The 14,288-nt window shown below is 64.9% G+C and carries 13 protein-coding genes; 4 read left to right on the top strand and 9 right to left on the bottom strand.

Going from position 1 to position 14,288, the window contains the following annotated elements; translation table 11 throughout:
- Nucleotides 1-101 precede the first annotated feature (101 nt).
- On the top strand, nt 102-593 hold the full coding sequence (locus tag AC0L30_RS18480) for a DUF305 domain-containing protein (RefSeq protein ID WP_473404920.1): 492 nt from the start codon (nt 102-104) through the stop codon (nt 591-593).
- Nucleotides 594-609: 16 nt separating this feature from the next.
- Here AC0L30_RS18480 and AC0L30_RS18475 read toward each other — a convergent pair whose 3' ends face one another.
- The 4 genes from AC0L30_RS18475 to AC0L30_RS18460 all read right to left on the bottom strand — a co-directional run bounded on the left by AC0L30_RS18475 (nt 610) and on the right by AC0L30_RS18460 (nt 4,196).
- The gene (locus AC0L30_RS18475; RefSeq protein WP_007596483.1) at nt 610-822 is read right to left on the bottom strand and encodes a hypothetical protein; all 213 of its coding nucleotides are present in this window, start codon (nt 820-822) and stop codon (nt 610-612) included.
- 79 nt (nt 823-901) lie between these two features.
- Nucleotides 902-1,531 (bottom strand): uracil phosphoribosyltransferase, encoded by a 630-nt coding sequence (gene upp / locus AC0L30_RS18470; protein ID WP_027520210.1) that lies wholly within the window; start codon nt 1,529-1,531, stop codon nt 902-904.
- A 162-nt stretch (nt 1,532-1,693) separates the two neighbouring features.
- The gene (locus AC0L30_RS18465; RefSeq protein WP_473404919.1) at nt 1,694-2,932 is read right to left on the bottom strand and encodes a URC4/urg3 family protein; all 1,239 of its coding nucleotides are present in this window, start codon (nt 2,930-2,932) and stop codon (nt 1,694-1,696) included.
- 7 nt (nt 2,933-2,939) lie between these two features.
- The gene (locus AC0L30_RS18460; RefSeq protein WP_007596478.1) at nt 2,940-4,196 is read right to left on the bottom strand and encodes a GTP cyclohydrolase II; all 1,257 of its coding nucleotides are present in this window, start codon (nt 4,194-4,196) and stop codon (nt 2,940-2,942) included.
- Between the two features lie 372 nt (nt 4,197-4,568).
- Here AC0L30_RS18460 and AC0L30_RS18455 point away from each other — a divergent pair, with 372 nt between their 5' ends.
- Nucleotides 4,569-5,696: a threonine synthase gene (locus AC0L30_RS18455; protein ID WP_354167872.1), complete on the top strand. Its 1,128-nt coding sequence runs from the start codon at nt 4,569-4,571 to the stop codon at nt 5,694-5,696.
- A gap of 173 nt (nt 5,697-5,869) precedes the next feature.
- Here AC0L30_RS18455 and AC0L30_RS18450 read toward each other — a convergent pair whose 3' ends face one another.
- Both AC0L30_RS18450 and AC0L30_RS18445 read right to left on the bottom strand, forming a co-directional pair.
- The gene (locus tag AC0L30_RS18450; protein WP_007596475.1) at nt 5,870-6,685 is read right to left on the bottom strand and encodes a DUF2927 domain-containing protein; all 816 of its coding nucleotides are present in this window, start codon (nt 6,683-6,685) and stop codon (nt 5,870-5,872) included.
- 69 nt (nt 6,686-6,754) lie between these two features.
- Complete coding sequence (locus tag AC0L30_RS18445) at nt 6,755-7,333, bottom strand: L,D-transpeptidase (protein WP_219683059.1); 579 nt, start codon at nt 7,331-7,333, stop codon at nt 6,755-6,757.
- A 264-nt stretch (nt 7,334-7,597) separates the two neighbouring features.
- On the opposite strand from AC0L30_RS18445, the gene AC0L30_RS18440 reads away from it, so the two are divergent.
- Together AC0L30_RS18440 and AC0L30_RS18435 are read left to right on the top strand one after the other, a co-directional pair.
- Entirely contained in the window at nt 7,598-9,145 is a 1,548-nt protein-coding gene (locus AC0L30_RS18440; protein ID WP_007596473.1) for an acetolactate synthase large subunit, read from the top strand.
- A 180-nt stretch (nt 9,146-9,325) separates the two neighbouring features.
- A complete protein-coding gene (locus AC0L30_RS18435; RefSeq protein WP_473404918.1) occupies nt 9,326-9,844 on the top strand; it encodes a hypothetical protein in 519 nt (172 codons plus the stop codon).
- Between the two features lie 45 nt (nt 9,845-9,889).
- Here AC0L30_RS18435 and AC0L30_RS18430 read toward each other — a convergent pair whose 3' ends face one another.
- The 3 genes from AC0L30_RS18430 to AC0L30_RS18420 form a co-directional block, all read right to left on the bottom strand.
- Nucleotides 9,890-10,456, bottom strand: a complete 567-nt coding sequence (locus tag AC0L30_RS18430; protein WP_007596470.1) for a hypothetical protein — start codon at nt 10,454-10,456, stop codon at nt 9,890-9,892.
- Between the two features lie 22 nt (nt 10,457-10,478).
- Nucleotides 10,479-12,080: a hypothetical protein gene (locus tag AC0L30_RS18425; protein ID WP_473404917.1), complete on the bottom strand. Its 1,602-nt coding sequence runs from the start codon at nt 12,078-12,080 to the stop codon at nt 10,479-10,481.
- A 261-nt stretch (nt 12,081-12,341) separates the two neighbouring features.
- On the bottom strand, nt 12,342-13,877 hold the full coding sequence (locus AC0L30_RS18420; RefSeq protein WP_473404916.1) for a peroxidase family protein: 1,536 nt from the start codon (nt 13,875-13,877) through the stop codon (nt 12,342-12,344).
- Nucleotides 13,878-14,288 lie beyond the last annotated feature (411 nt).

Here is a 14,288-nt window from a genome sequence, read left to right as displayed (position 1 = left end):
CTCTTGCCGCCGACGCGTCGGCCCCGCGCCAAATCATGAATCGGCGAGGAACGATCGCTCGGGGAGTGGTTATCCCCCGATAGACAGCGGGAATGTTCCTCATGGCTTACGGTCGTTTCGTCACGATGATCGCGGCTTCCACCGTGATCATGTTCGGTCTGATGTATCTCAACACCTTCGCTCTGGATCACGTCTGGTACAGCCAGACCCGGACGTGGATGGCGTTGCTGATGGGCGCCGTCATGGCCGCCGTGATGCTCGCTTTCATGTGGGGCATGTACAGGAACCGCACGGCGAACGTCGCCATTCTGGCCGCCAGCGCCGTCGTGTTTGCGGTTTCGCTCTGGCTCGTTCGAAGCCAGCAGACCGTGACCGACGTCGCGTATATGGAGGCGATGATCCCGCATCATTCCATCGCGGTTCTCACCAGCGAGCGCGCGCACATCAGGGATCCCCGCGTCCGCAAGCTGGCCGACGACATCATCGAAGCCCAAGTGCGGGAGATCAGCGAGATGGAACGGTTGATCGCCGACCTCAAGGAGAAGCCCGCGCCCGCGGATGCGAAGGATCTGCCGCCGCGGCCGCCGACCTGACGGAGCGGCCCTCGTATCACTTTGCCGGGGCGGCCGGATTGGTTGAGCCCGTGGTGACGCTCGGCGCGTTGTTCGGGCTGGTGGTCGTGGTCTGGGGACCGACATCGCGTCCATTGTAGAAGAAGACGGCCGCGACGACGGCGATCACGAAGATCGCGCCGATCGCCCAGCCCACCGGGCTGTTGAGGCGTGCTCTGTCTACTCTGCGGTCGTCATCCTGATAGGTCATCGTGCTCTCCATCCTAGAGCAGGAAAAACCTTGCGCGGGCGAAGCTGTTCCTAATGTGACGCGGTTTGCAGGCCGGCGCCTATCTCGTCCCGTAGGCGCGGTCGCCGGCGTCGCCGAGGCCCGGCAGGATAAAGCCGTTCTCGTCGAGACCTTCGTCCACCGCGGCCGTCCAGATCGGGACGTCCGGATGCAGTCCGCGCAGCCGTTCGAGCCCTTCGGGGGCGGCGATCAGGCAGGCGAGGCGAATGTCCTTGGCGCCGCGCTCCTTCAGCCGGTCGATTGCGGCCACAGCCGTATTGGCGGTCGCAACCACCGGCGTTACCACGATCGCCAGGCGTTCGCCGAGATCGGACGGCGATTTGAAGAAATACTCGACCGCGGCAAAGCTGTGCGGCTCGCGGTAGAGGCCGATATGCGCGACGCGCGCGGTCGGCACCAAATCCATCATGCCGTCGACGAAGGTGGTGCCGGCGCGCAGCATCGGCACGAACACCAGCTTCTTGCCCGCGATCTTGGCCGAATGCATCGTCGCCAGCGGCGTCTCGATGACGGTATCGGCGAGCGGCAGGTCGCGCGTCACCTCGTAGCACAGGAGCATGCCGATCTCCTTGATCAGCTCCCGAAACGATTTGGTCGAGATCGATTTGTCCCGCACCAGGGTCAGCTTGTGCTGCACCAACGGATGATCGACGATCGTGACGCCTTGCATGACGGGATGCCTTTCTTCCTTCTCCCCTTGTGGGAGAAGGTGGCGCGAAGCGCCGGATGAGGGGTACTTTCCGCGAACTCCTGTGAGAGATATGCCCGCGGAGACAACCCCTCACCCGGCTTCGCTTTCGCGAAGCCACCTTCTCCCACAAGGGGAGAGGGTTTAGAAAACCGTGCCGTCGCTGATCACCTTGAGCGGCGGCGAACCATCGGGGCGGCGCGCGAAGGCGATGGCGCGGCCCGCGGCCCAGGTGCCGCCTTCCAGAATGCTGGCGAGCGGCAATGTCTCAGGGGTGCGGCCGAGTTTTGCGCGGACCAGATCGGCAAGCCGGTCGAGCAGCGCCACGGTCAGCGCGCGCCACTCGACGACGAGCAGCGAATCCACCGCATGCGCATGTTCGGCATCGGCGGCGTCGCGCAGGCGCAGCACCTCGTGATCGACGAACAGCCCGCCATTGCGATACTCGGCAAGCCCGGTCAGGCCGTCGATGTCGGTGACGTCAATTCCGGCGCGCTGGAGCGGCTCGATCAGCGAATAGCTCAGCCATTGCGACAGCTTGTGCAAGGGCACGAGACCCGAGGTGGCATCGCTGGCCTTGATCGCCGGATGGCGCCAACAATCGCCGAGCGGAATTCCGGCAAGCTCCAGCCGGGACGGCCAGATCGGTCCGAGCTGGTTCAGCACCGCCGAGAGAATCGCGGGTGCGGGAACCGCGCCGCCCTTCGCCTGTGCCGCGATGTGATCGAACAGCCCGCCCGGCCGCGGCATGTCGTGCGAGCCGAACACGTCAGCGCGCTCCGCCACCAGCCTGCCCAAGCGCCGCAGCAGATCGGTCCGCCCCTCGAGCCCGAGCAGCGGATTGGCATCGCTCACCTGAAAGGCGGATGTAAGCGCGGCAAGCGGCAGTTGCGCGAGCACGTCGGCATCGGTCCTGAACGGTGCGCGGGCATCGCGGGAAAAAAGGCCGCTCGCGAACATGTCGAGACTTGCAATCGCAAGTCCCTCCGACCGGCCGATCTCTTGTCGCGTCACAGCGTCGCGGTATCGCCACGCCGCGCCCGCGCCGGCATCGAGCAGCACGCTGACGATGGCAAGGTCGAACTCCGCGCGCGCCCGCGCCGCGCGATCGGGCCACGACGCCGCGTCTGCAAGCCGCGCCCAACGGTCGACGCCGCCAAGCACAAAATGGCGCCACCGCGCATGGAACGGAATCTCCAGCGTCGGATAGGCCTTTCGCGTCACCGCGAGCACGGCATCAGCAACGCCGTCCATGCGATCGAGATCAACAGTGAAATGGGTGAGTCCGCCGGCAAGGCCGATGTCAAGTATCTCCCCGGCACGCGCGCGAACCGCTGCTGCGCTGAGCAGCGAACGGGCCTGCAATTCCAAAGCGTCTGCCATCAATCGATCAGTATTTTTCCAGCGAACGCCCGACAACGCCGTCGACGTCCTTCTCCGGCGCGATGTCGGTGGAGTAATAGCCGGCGGCCTTCTTCGCGGCGATCTCGACATAGGCGTCGGCGGGAATGAGCTCGGGCGGGATCGGCACGCGCTCGACGATGTCGATGCCCTGCGATGTCAGCGCGTCGTGCTTCATGTCGCTCATCGAGAGGAAGCGGTCGATGCGCTTCAGGCCGAGCCAGTGGATGGTATCGGGCATCAATTGTTGGAAGCGGGCATCCTGGACGCCGGCGACGCATTCGGTGCGCTCGAAATAGGCGGCGGCCGCATCGCCGTCCTCCTGGCGCTTGCGCGCATTGTAGACCAGGAATTTCGTGACCTCGCCGAGCGCGCGGCCTTCCTTGCGGTTGTAGATCACGAGCCCGAGCCCGCCCTCCTGCGCGCCGCGCGCGGATTCCTCGATGCCGTGGATGAGGTAGGGACGGCAGGTGCAGATGTCGGAGCCGAACACGTCGGAGCCGTTGCACTCGTCATGCACCCGGCAGGTGATCTTGGTGCGATGGTCCGGCAGCTTTGTCACATCGCCGAACATGTACACTGTGGTGCCCCCGATCGGCGGCAAGAACACCTTCATGTCCGGCCGGGTCACCAGCTCGGGGAACATGCCGGCGGTCTGCTCGAACAGCGTGCGCCGCAGCTCGGTCTCGTTGGTCGCAAAGCGTTCCGCAAGGCCCGGCAGATACCAGACCGGATCGATCGCGATCTTCACCACCGACACACTGCCATTGGCATGCACGACGTCGCCGTCGGCGCGCAGGCGCTTGGCGGCGAGCGCCTCGCGGATCTCCGGCAGGTCGAGCCGCGCGCGCGTTACCGCGATGCTCGGCCTGATGTCGATGCCCTCAGCAATGTCCTTGCCGAAATTCTCGGCGACGAGATGCCCCCAGGGATCGAGCGCGACGATTTTTGCGGGATCGCGCCATTGCTCGAACGGCCCGATGGTCGCGGCCGGAAAGGTGTTGGTGAGATCGGGCCTGCGAATCGGATCGAGCGCGCCGGCGGACACCGCGAGCGCGCGGTACATCGCATAGGAGCCGCCATGGCTGCCGATCACGTTGCGATCGGCGGCGCGCGATACCGTGCCGATGATCGGCCCGCGGATACGCGCGTCGGCTGCGCCCCAGTGGATCGGGAAGGCGGCTGTCCTGCCCGGCTCCGGATGGGAGGTGAGGCGGATGTGGTCGGTACGGTTCGCGCGGCTCATGACCAAACTCCCAAAAAGCCAACGGCCCGCCGCTCGGACGGGCCTGGCTCTGCGGCGTTGCCGATGCGGTCACCGGCGACGCAATCCAACATATTGTAGCGGCCAGCCACGACAGACAAGTTAATCGTGCTGCGCAGGGCAGGCGGCTTGCGGCCAAATCCCCATCATCACCGAGCCAGCAGGGGCTGCGTGAGAGCCACGCTACCGCACGGGCCGACCCCGGTGAAATCGCTGTAAGCCGATGAAGTAATTATCTTTTTCGTGCTTTCAAGGGGGCGTGCACGGATGGTGCGGCGGGCGTCGAGTTTCCGGACAAAACGTGTCATCAAACCAAACCTACAGATCGCCTTTGCCTCTGCCTTGGAGACCGCCATGCCCGCCGCCGCCTACATCGACCCTCGCAACGGAAAGCTCTATCCGCTGGACCAGCCGCGCTGGTGTTCGGACGAGCGCACGCCGCTGCTGGTGACGCCGGGGACGGGGATCTCGCGCGAGGACATTGACAGCCGGGCGCGCTCACTCTGGCGCTACCGGGCGGCGCTCCCGGTCGAGATCAAAACTCCGATCACGCTCGGCGAAGGCTGCACACCACTGGTGCAGCAGGCCTGGGGCGAACTGCGCCCGTTCTTCAAGCTCGAATGGTTCAACCCGACCGGCAGCTTCAAGGACCGCGGCTCCGCCGTGATGCTGTCCTTTCTTCGGCAGATTGGCGTCGACGCCATTCTGGAGGACTCGTCCGGCAATGGCGGCTCGTCGATGGCGGGGTTAGGTGCCGCCGGCGGCATGCGCGTGAAGATTCTCGCGCCTGCATCGACGTCACCGGCCAAGATCGCGCAGGTCCGCGCCTATGGCGCGGCGGTGCAGCTCGTCGAGGGCCCGCGCGAGGAATCGGAGGCCGAGGCCATCCAGCAGTCGAGCCAAACCTTCTATGCCAGCCACAATTGGCAGCCGTTCTTTCTCGAAGGCACCAAGTCGCTCGCCTACGAGATCTGGGAAGATCTCGGCTTTCGCGCCCCCGACAACGTCATCGTTCCCGTCGGCGCCGGCAGCAGCCTTTTGGGTTGCGCCTTTGGTTTCCGCGAGCTTTTGAAAGCCGGTCAGATCACCAGGCTGCCGCGCCTGTTTGCGGCGCAGCCGCTCAATTGCTCGCCGATCGATGCAAGCTTCAAGGCCGGCGTCGACACCCCTGTCGCGCGTGAGGTCAGCAAGACCATCGCCGAAGGTACCGCGATCAAGCATCCGCTGCGCCTGCGCGAGATCATCGCCGCGTTGCGCGAGAGCGGCGGCGGCACCGTAGCGCTCACCGAGGACGAGATCGTCGCCGCGCTGCGGCGTCTAGCGCGGCAGGGCCTGTTCGCCGAGCCGACCAGCGCAAGTGCCGCCGCCGCGCTCGACAAACTATCCGTCGCCGGTGCCATCAAGGCGAACGAGACCACGGTCGCGGTCCTGACCGGCACCGGCCTCAAGGCCGCGACCATCGTTGCCGATCTTGTGCAATAAGGCGGTCTCTTCCCTTCTCCCCTTGCGGGAGAAGGTGGCGCGAAGCGCCGGATGAGGGGTTGCTTCAGCGGATTCGAAAGCCAAAGGCTCGCGCGTGGAGAGAGACCCCTCACCCGTCTCGCCGCTTCGCGTCGAGCCACCCTCTCCCGCAAGGGGAGAGGGAAAGCGTCGCCTCATTCCTTCAGATCGTTGACACGCCTCACCCACACGCGCACATCGGCGAGCACGTCGGGCAGCGCCGCCTTGACCTCCTGTACGGTCATGCCGGCCTTGATGCGGGGATCGTAGAGCAGGTTCAGGATGTACTGGTCGTAGACGTCGAAATAGCCCATCGAGACGTTGTCGTTGAACATGGTCCAGGGCACGCTCGCGGTGTCGTTGATCGGGCCGAGCGATTGCAGCAGCTCCTCATAGGCGCAGTCGAGGAAGGTGAAATCGCCGTTGTCCACGGTGAGGATGACGTCGGAATGCTCGATCTCGAAATTGTCGTTCTTGCGGAAGCCTGACAGGCATTGCGGATCGAGCGAGGTGCGGATCTCGCGGGCCTTCTCCGCACCGTAGAAGCTCGAGATGGTGCGGAACAGATCGCGGTCGCGCACGAGCTTCACCCGCACATTCGCCGCCTCGCTGCTGTCGATCATGGCGATGTCGAGATGCTGCACGTGCTTGCCGATGTCGGCCACGACTTTTGCGAGCTGCGCCTTGCGGTCGGCGCGGTCGCTCTCGGCGAACACGCGCACCGGCCCGTCAAACTTGCGGATGCGGTCGACACGGCCGGCAAGGTGATATTCGGCGCCGAACGCCGTCTTCAGAAAGCCATCGACGATCTCGCCGTCGGTAAAGCTCTTCTTCTCGGCGCGCTGACGCGAGACGATCGCGGGCAATTCCCCCGCGACGGCGATGGTAGCGGTGTCAGGGGCAAACGCGACGGTGGCGAGCGCCAGCAGGGCGATGCGAAAGCCGGACGAAGGCGGGGCTAATGCGCTCATTGCCAGGCGACGCTGCCGTATTCGCGTCGCGCGCACAAGACCGCATATCCACGCGCCCGTCGGTTCCTGCTAGTTGTTCAGCACGACCACGGTGGTGCCGACTCCGACGCGGCCGTAGAGGTCGGTGACGTCGTCGTTGGTCATGCGGAAGCAGCCCGAGGACACCGCCTGGCCGATCGTCTCCGGCTCGTTGGAGCCGTGGATGCGGTAGAGCGTCGAGCCCAGATACATTGCGCGCGCGCCGAGCGGATTCTCGACACCGCCCTTCATGTGGCGCGGCAGGTCCGGCCGGCGGGCCAGCATCTGCGACGGCGGCGTCCAGTCCGGCCATTCCTTCTTGGCGGTGATCCTGTGCACGCCGCCCCAGCGGAAGCCGTCGCGGCCGACGCCGATGCCGTAGCGCAGGGCCTGGCCGTTCTGGAGCACCAGATAGAGCCGGCGCTCCGAGGTGTTCACCACGATCGTGCCGGGGGCGTAATTGCCGTTGTACATGACGGTGGTGCGGGGGACCGGGCTCGAGCCGCCGCGGAAGAAATTCGGGCCGCCGCCCATGATGTCGCGCGAGTCGAACTCCTCGGCGAAGGCGCCGCCGGCGGTAGCCGTCAGCAGTGCGATGGCGGCAATCGGCGCGGCAAAATACCGGATCATTGTTCCCCCAGCAAAAAATCGATTCAACTGAAGTTACAGGCCATATTTGCGGGCTTTCCGCAAGCCACGGCCCCGTGAGGGAGGCATCCTTAATGAAGGAAGTTACCAAATCGGCAACCGCGCCAGTTGGAAGAAAACGTTAGTCAAACCGGCGCATCGCTGCGCGGGGCAGGGCGGCGATGCCGGCTATTGCTTTGACGAGACGAGCGAACAATGATTGATCGGACGGATTGTTGGAACATTGCCGGTTGCGGGAGCTGATGGATGAACGGTGCGGAAAGTCTGGTGCGGACGATGGTCAAGGGCGGGGTCGACGTCTGCTTCTCCAACCCCGGCACCTCCGAGATGCATTTTGTCGCAGCGCTCGACCGCGTGCCCGGCATGCGTTGCGTGCTCGGCCTGTTCGAAGGCGTGGTGACCGGCGCCGCCGACGGCTATTTCCGCATGAAGGGCACGCCGGCCTCGACGCTGCTGCATCTCGGTCCCGGCCTCGCCAACGGCCTTGCCAATCTGCACAACGCCAAGAAGGCGAATTCCGGCATCGTCAACATCGTCGGCCAGCATGCCGTCTACCACATCGGCTACAACGCGCCGCTGACCTCCGACATCGAGGGCCTGGCCCGGCCGATGTCGTCCTGGGTCCGCACCTCGCCGGACTCCAAATCGGTCGCCGCCGACGGCGCCGCGGCGATCGCCGCCGCCAAGAGCGCGCCGCCGCAGATCGCGACCCTGATCTTGCCCGCCGACACCGCCTGGAACGAAGCGGACGGCATCGCCGAGGTTCCGGCCGAGCAGCAGCGCGCGAGCTATTCGCCGCAGGCGGTCGAGCAGGCCGCAAAAATCCTGCACGGCGACGGCGAGGGCACGCTGCTGCTGATGACCGGCAGTGCGCTGAGCGAGCAGGGCCTGGCGCTGGCCGAGCGCATCGCCGCCAGGACCGGCTGCACCGTGATGGGCCCGACCTTCCGTCCGAGAATGGCGCGCGGCCGCGGCCGCTTCTCGATCGATCGCATCCACTACGTGATCGACAACGCGCTGCAGATGCTGGCGAGGTTCCGTCACATCGTGCTGGTCGAGTCCGACGATCCCGTGGCGTTCTTCGCCTATCCGAACAAGCCGAGCATCCTCAAGCCCGAGGGCTGCGACGTGCATCGCATGACCTCCTGGGGTGAGAATTCGGTCGCAGCGCTGGAAGCGCTCGCCGGCGCGGTGAAGGCCAGCGCGAAGGACGTCAAGCCGCAGGCTTCGGCCGAACTGCTCAAGCCGACCGGCGCACTGACCCACGCCTCGATCGCCCAGTCGATCGCCTATGCGATTCCCGAGAACGCAATCCTGGTCGACGAATCCCTCACCACCGGCCGCGCCTTCTTCCCGCCGACGGCGGCGGCTGCTCCGCACGACTGGCTCCAGAACATGGGCGGCTCGATCGGCTTCTCGACGCCGCTCTCGATCGGTGCCGCGATCGCCTGCCCGGACCGCAAGGTGATCTGCATGGTCGGCGACGGCAGCGCGATGTACACGATCCAGTCGCTGTGGACGCAGGCGCGCGAAAACCTCAACATCGTCACCATCGTGTTCGCCAACCGCATCTACCAGATCCTGCGCGGCGAGTTCGACAATGTCGGCGCCGGCGAGCCCGGCCAGCGCGCCAACGACATGCTTCGCCTCGACCGGCCGACGCTGGATTTCGTGGCGCTGGCCAAGGGCATGGGCGTGCCCGGCCGCGCCGTCACCAACGCGGACGAGTTCAACAAGGCGCTGGCCGAAGCCGTCGCCGAGCCCGGGCCGCGGCTAATCGAAGTCCAGATGTAGGTCTGGTCGATCGCGCCGCGAATTCCGGCCTCATCCTGAGGAGCCCGCGTACGCGGGCGTCTCGAAGGATGGTGACAGGCGGGATACGGGCCTTCATGGTTCGAGACGCGCGTTCCGCGCTCCTCACCATGAGGGTCCGGTGACGGCGCATCGGAATGCGCGTGATGAGCCGGGGGCAAGATGCAGACCGAGCTGAACAAGGTGATAGCGGCGCTCCGGGACTTCTACGCCCACGAAGCATTCCTGTTCGCGAAGGACATCGGCGAGCGTGCCATCACGCACCGCTTCGCCGTGCATCTGGAGAAGCAATTCTCCGGCTGGTCGGTCGACTGCAACTACGACCGGCTCGGCGAGCGTACGCTGCATCTGCCGCACGGCACCATCGTCTCGACCGACGATCATCTGGGCAAGTCGATCTACCCTGACGTCGTGGTGCATCAGCGCGAGATCCCGAACAACCTACTCACCGTGGAGATCCGCAAGGCGAGCAATCACACCGCGCTCGACCACGACCAGCACAAGCTGATGGCGCTGACCGATGCGCATGTCTGGTTCGCCTATTGGATCGGCGTGCTGCTGGTGCTGGACAAGCACCATGTGACGATCTCGGAGGTCTATGTCGGCGGCGTCCTCGATCAGCCGCTGTCGCGCTGGTTCGCGACGCGGCTGGAGGAGATCGGCCTGCGGGCTGCGCGGTAAGCAGCGCGCCGAGATTGTCGCCTTCAATTCAGCTATTGCTTTGAGTCATAACCCAAGCGCGATCTCGGCCCATTTCAGCATGCGGTCGCTATTAAGGAATGACAGCACCGCCGGCTCCAGTGACGCGGTCGCGCCCGGTGCGAGCAAAGCCGTCGCGGCGACCATGTCGCAGCGTTGATTGAAGGCGAGTGAGAGGGCTGCCTTGGGGGTCCCCTCGACGCGATAGGCCCGGCTGCGGCCGCGCATTGGACCGACGACGATCTCTCGGCCGGCAGCCGTCGGCGTTGCCTTCCCAATCAGCGCCAGGTCGCCCATCTGTTCGAGGTCGCCGTCGTCGGCAACGCCGGTGGCGCAATTGCAAAAGCCGAGCTTGGGGCGAACGTAGAGCAGGACCTCGCCGCCGCAATCTTCGGCCTTGCAGCGAAACGCCTTTCCTTTCCCCCAGGGATCCGCGCCGAAAGGCCAGTCGATTTCCGTCCACACCGGGCGGACCTCGCCGGAGGCCGCTGTTGCGCGTGCCGGTTCGCCGGATCGCGATATCCAGAGCGCTGCGGCTGCGCAGAGCAGCGCAGTGGCTGCGCTGATTGCAACGAATTTGCTTGTCAGGCGCATGGAAGCTGACGCGGCACCTTTGCTAATTCTGAGCCATCAACTTTCGAGCGGCCGCGAGGTCTTCTCGCGACGAGTCGCCATTTCTCGCCGTTTCGACGATCTTCGCGTAGTACTGGCGGGCCTTCACAGTATCCCCCGCTTTCTCGGCCGCGTGAGCGGCGCCGATCGTCGCGCCAAAGCGGTTCGGCTCCTTGCGCATGGTGCTTTCGAACGCGACCAATGCCTCCGTCGCCATGCCGCGTTCGAGCAGCATGGTCCCGTAAAGCTCGCGTGCGGGGGCGAGCGGACCCGGCGTCACGATGGATTTTTCGGTCTTGTCTTCGGCATCGGCGGCAAGGCGCATCGCTTCCAACGCATCCGCCTGTTTCCCCAAGGCGTTGAGCTGCCAGGCTGTAGCGACCTGCCGCTGAATGTCCACGATTTCGGCCCAATAGGCGTCCTTGTCCTGCTGCAGCTTGTCCCGCAACTCCGCCAGCTTGGCGATGTCCGCCGCTGCAGCGTCTGCATTGCCGGAGCGCGCGGCGCCAAGGGCGCGAGCGAAATAGGTGATCGCATCGACATAGGCAAACCGGCTCGGCTCGACTTTCAGCGCGGCAGCGCCCTGCCAATCACCGCGTTCGACCATATAGCGCGCCTGGCTGGCCGCTATCGCGTAGGGTCCGGCGCGGACAGCCGGCGCATAGCCCGTGGTCGCAATCATATCCGCGATGACCTCGCTGGCTCGGCTGTCCTGCGCAAGCTGGAGCAGGGCGTAGACCATATAGTCGTCGGCATGCAGCTGCTCGCTCGGGTCCTTGCCCTCCTTGGCAGCCTTGGCGGAACGGCTATTGGCGTCAATGGATTCGTTCCAGTAGCCGACGCGCGTGAAGATGTGCGACGGCATATGCAAGGCGTGCGGTGCCGCCGGCGCGATCTCGGAATAGCGCTTGGCAGCATCGAGTCCCTGCTCTGCGATCGCCGGATAGTCATAGAGGTGGATCAGGTAATGCGCGACGCCGGGATGCCGCGGCTGGCGCTTGAAGATCGGCTCCAGGATAGCAGCGCCCTTGAGCTGGTTGGCATAGGTCTTGTCGTTTGGTGACGCCGTGACGTTCAGCGTGATGGCGTAGGCGATCTGTGCCTCGTCATCATCGGGATAGCGCGCGGCGACGGCTTCGGTTGCCTTGAGGTAGGACTGCGCGCGCTGGCCAAACGTCGTCTTTTCGTCGCCCGAATAGAAGGCCAGCAGCGCGTCGATATAGTCACGTTCGCGTTCGCTCTTAACGCCGAGTGCCTTGGCCTTCTGCAGCGCGGCGAGACCTGCGGTGAGGTTTTCCTTCGGCGCGGCAAAATGCGGATTGTACAGCAGGCTCAGGGCAATGCCCCAATAGGCGATCGCGCATTCCGGATCGGCCTGCAGCGTCTCCTCGAAAATTTCCTTTGCGGGCCGGTACCAGAACGAGTGCTGATAACGCATCCCGCGATCGAAGCGGCGCTGCGCCACCTCGTTGCAGGAGGTCTGGAAGTGCACCTTGCCAAATTGCTCATCGGTCCCGTCCTCCGCGCGTGCGGCAGGCGTGCCGGAAATCGAGCCTAGGGCAGCGAGGGCGAGAAGTGAGACGGTTCTCAAGGCGAGCGCGCGCATCGGCCCCTCCGTTTTCTGTTCAGAATAAATCTGGTCAGATGGCGCCGATAAAACCGAGGGCGCCGAAGTTCGTATTGCTGAGATTGGCAATGGCAATTGTTGCTAAAGGATTTCTCCATTCGAGATGCGAGTCAACAGGAAGCGGACAGATTTGCGTTAGGGAAGCACGCCTGCCAGGATCCATCCGCCCGCCCGTCGAGGCGAGTGGGCCACAAGGCCGCTCGCACGACGAGCGGCCTTGCATCATCGTCCGTCACCCGCTCAATGCAGCGGATCGCCCTGGCCGAGCGCGTAGGCGACGAGGTCCTTCAACGCGAAGCCGGAGCCGGTCACCGGCGTCCATTGCGGGTCGAGCGACAGCACGGAGGAATTGTCTCCGAACATCATGCCGAGGAAGACCTCGGCGACGATGCGACCGCCGACCGGTCCGAGCTGCGGTGTCCTGACCGTGGCGGGCCCGCCGGTAGCGGGGATCGCCATGTCCGTCGCGTTTTGCCGCGCCTCGGCCAGGATGTAAGCCCACAGCGGGCAGTTGCCGGCGAACACGCCGTTCGCGATGCTCGCGATCTTGACTTGCGGATCGCCCGTCCCGGGCTCGTCGACGGCCTTGCCGATGATGATCTCGTCGTCGGTCAGCGGCGTCAGGTTCATCGCCCTGGCGACGGCCTGGCCCGACGGCAGTCCGAGCCGCCAGCTGCGCTCGAGATTGCGTAGCGCCAGCGACGCCGGATTGGAGGCGACTTCCGGGGGCAGCTTGCGCAGCGGGTCCACCAGCGAGGCATCGATGCGATAGGCGAACTGCAGCCGCCTCTTGTTGTCGGGATTGGTGTCGTCGTCCTCGACGCCGTAGGGGCGCGTGTCGAGATCGATGAAGCGGCCCCAATCCATGGCGCGTCCCGGTCCCATCGCACGGAAGCCGGTCAGTGCGTTTTGGTCGGGATTGTTGGGATCGGGGAAGATCTGCAGCAGCATATTGGCCGCGTCGTTCAGCCGGTAGCCGGGGCGGATCATGGAGTGCCCGAGCCGGTAGGCCGCGACCGAGAACTCGACCGGCATGAACGGATAGGTCTTCCAATGGTAGTAAGCGAGCTTGCTGCGGTCGTAGTGACCCGCGGTCTTCAGCTCGTCCAGCACGCTGGCGTGGACAATACGCGGCAGGAAGTCGTTCAGCACGACGTACTGATAGTGGAATCGAACGCGCTGCTGCACGTCTTCGAACGACAGGCTGTCATTGTCGTCGACCATGCGGTTGTGAAAGCGCAGCATCAAGGCCTGGAATTGCGAGACGATGCTGTTCTCGTCGTTGCGGGGATCGCCGATCAGCGCGCGGCCCTTGAAGCGCGGCAGGTCGACCGCATCGGGCACGCCGGCGCCCGTGACCTTCTCGCCGAGCCGGAACTTGATCCCGTCATACATGTAGGGCTGGTCGTTCGGACCGCGGCCGTAGAGATTGTCCATGTCGAGCGATGGCGTGCGGAAATCGACGAGCCCGTCGGGATCCTGCTGCTTGGTCAGCGAACTGACCGGATCGAAGGTGATGTCGTGGTCGATGAACTGGCCGAAATAAGTGTAAAGCGAGGGAATGCCGCTCTCTTCCGCGTCCGGCCCGTCCTTCGGCCCGTCGAAATCGGCGACCATCTTGTCGGCGAGCGCCGATAGGTTTGCGAAATTGTCGGAATCGTTCGGGCCGAATTTGGCCGGTGCGAGCTTGCGGAACATGCGGCCGAAGCGGCCTTGCGAAAGCGGCGAACGCGTTGCGTTCAGACCGCGCGGAACAATTGCGTGACGGCTGCTCATTGAAACACCTTCCTGAAAAGTCGAATGAAACAGATCGGGCTAAAGTTTCTCGCGCTGGGGATTGCAGCCTAGGCGCGATCACGCCTGCCACGAGCGAGATGGATCACAATTGCCGGTCATCGAATTTTTCGGAAGGTGTGTCTTGCCCGCAAGCCACGGCTGCGCATCGTGAATTTCCTCCGTGGCGATGACGGATAACATTCTCGTCATCGACGGACGCAGGCGGCTTCGCACCGTTTCAATTCGCCGGGGCGTCGGCGAAGCGGATCGGCTTCACGTAGAAATTGTGGCGGGGGGCGCGGGGGGGGGGGCCCCCCCCCCCGGGCGGGTTGGGGGGCGGGGGGGGGGAACCCGATCGCGGGGTTGTTGCGCCAAAAAAACAATTTGCCGGGGGGGGGGGGGGGGCCCGCG

This window comes from Bradyrhizobium sp. MI1.11 (genome assembly GCF_055811255.1).
Note: the sequence above shows the minus strand (reverse complement) of the source record. Positions and strands in the feature narration are given on the sequence as shown.

Coding starts and splice junctions, on each gene's coding strand:
- AC0L30_RS18480 (WP_473404920.1), top strand. CDS start 102: ATGGCTTACGGTCGTTTCGTCACGATGATCGCGGCTTCCACCGTGATC.
- AC0L30_RS18475 (WP_007596483.1), bottom strand. CDS start 822: ATGACCTATCAGGATGACGACCGCAGAGTAGACAGAGCACGCCTCAAC.
- upp (WP_027520210.1), bottom strand. CDS start 1,531: ATGCAAGGCGTCACGATCGTCGATCATCCGTTGGTGCAGCACAAGCTG.
- AC0L30_RS18465 (WP_473404919.1), bottom strand. CDS start 2,932: ATGGCAGACGCTTTGGAATTGCAGGCCCGTTCGCTGCTCAGCGCAGCA.
- AC0L30_RS18460 (WP_007596478.1), bottom strand. CDS start 4,196: ATGAGCCGCGCGAACCGTACCGACCACATCCGCCTCACCTCCCATCCG.
- AC0L30_RS18455 (WP_354167872.1), top strand. CDS start 4,569: ATGCCCGCCGCCGCCTACATCGACCCTCGCAACGGAAAGCTCTATCCG.
- AC0L30_RS18450 (WP_007596475.1), bottom strand. CDS start 6,685: ATGAGCGCATTAGCCCCGCCTTCGTCCGGCTTTCGCATCGCCCTGCTG.
- AC0L30_RS18445 (WP_219683059.1), bottom strand. CDS start 7,333: ATGATCCGGTATTTTGCCGCGCCGATTGCCGCCATCGCACTGCTGACG.
- AC0L30_RS18440 (WP_007596473.1), top strand. CDS start 7,598: ATGAACGGTGCGGAAAGTCTGGTGCGGACGATGGTCAAGGGCGGGGTC.
- AC0L30_RS18435 (WP_473404918.1), top strand. CDS start 9,326: ATGCAGACCGAGCTGAACAAGGTGATAGCGGCGCTCCGGGACTTCTAC.
- AC0L30_RS18430 (WP_007596470.1), bottom strand. CDS start 10,456: ATGCGCCTGACAAGCAAATTCGTTGCAATCAGCGCAGCCACTGCGCTG.
- AC0L30_RS18425 (WP_473404917.1), bottom strand. CDS start 12,080: ATGCGCGCGCTCGCCTTGAGAACCGTCTCACTTCTCGCCCTCGCTGCC.
- AC0L30_RS18420 (WP_473404916.1), bottom strand. CDS start 13,877: ATGAGCAGCCGTCACGCAATTGTTCCGCGCGGTCTGAACGCAACGCGT.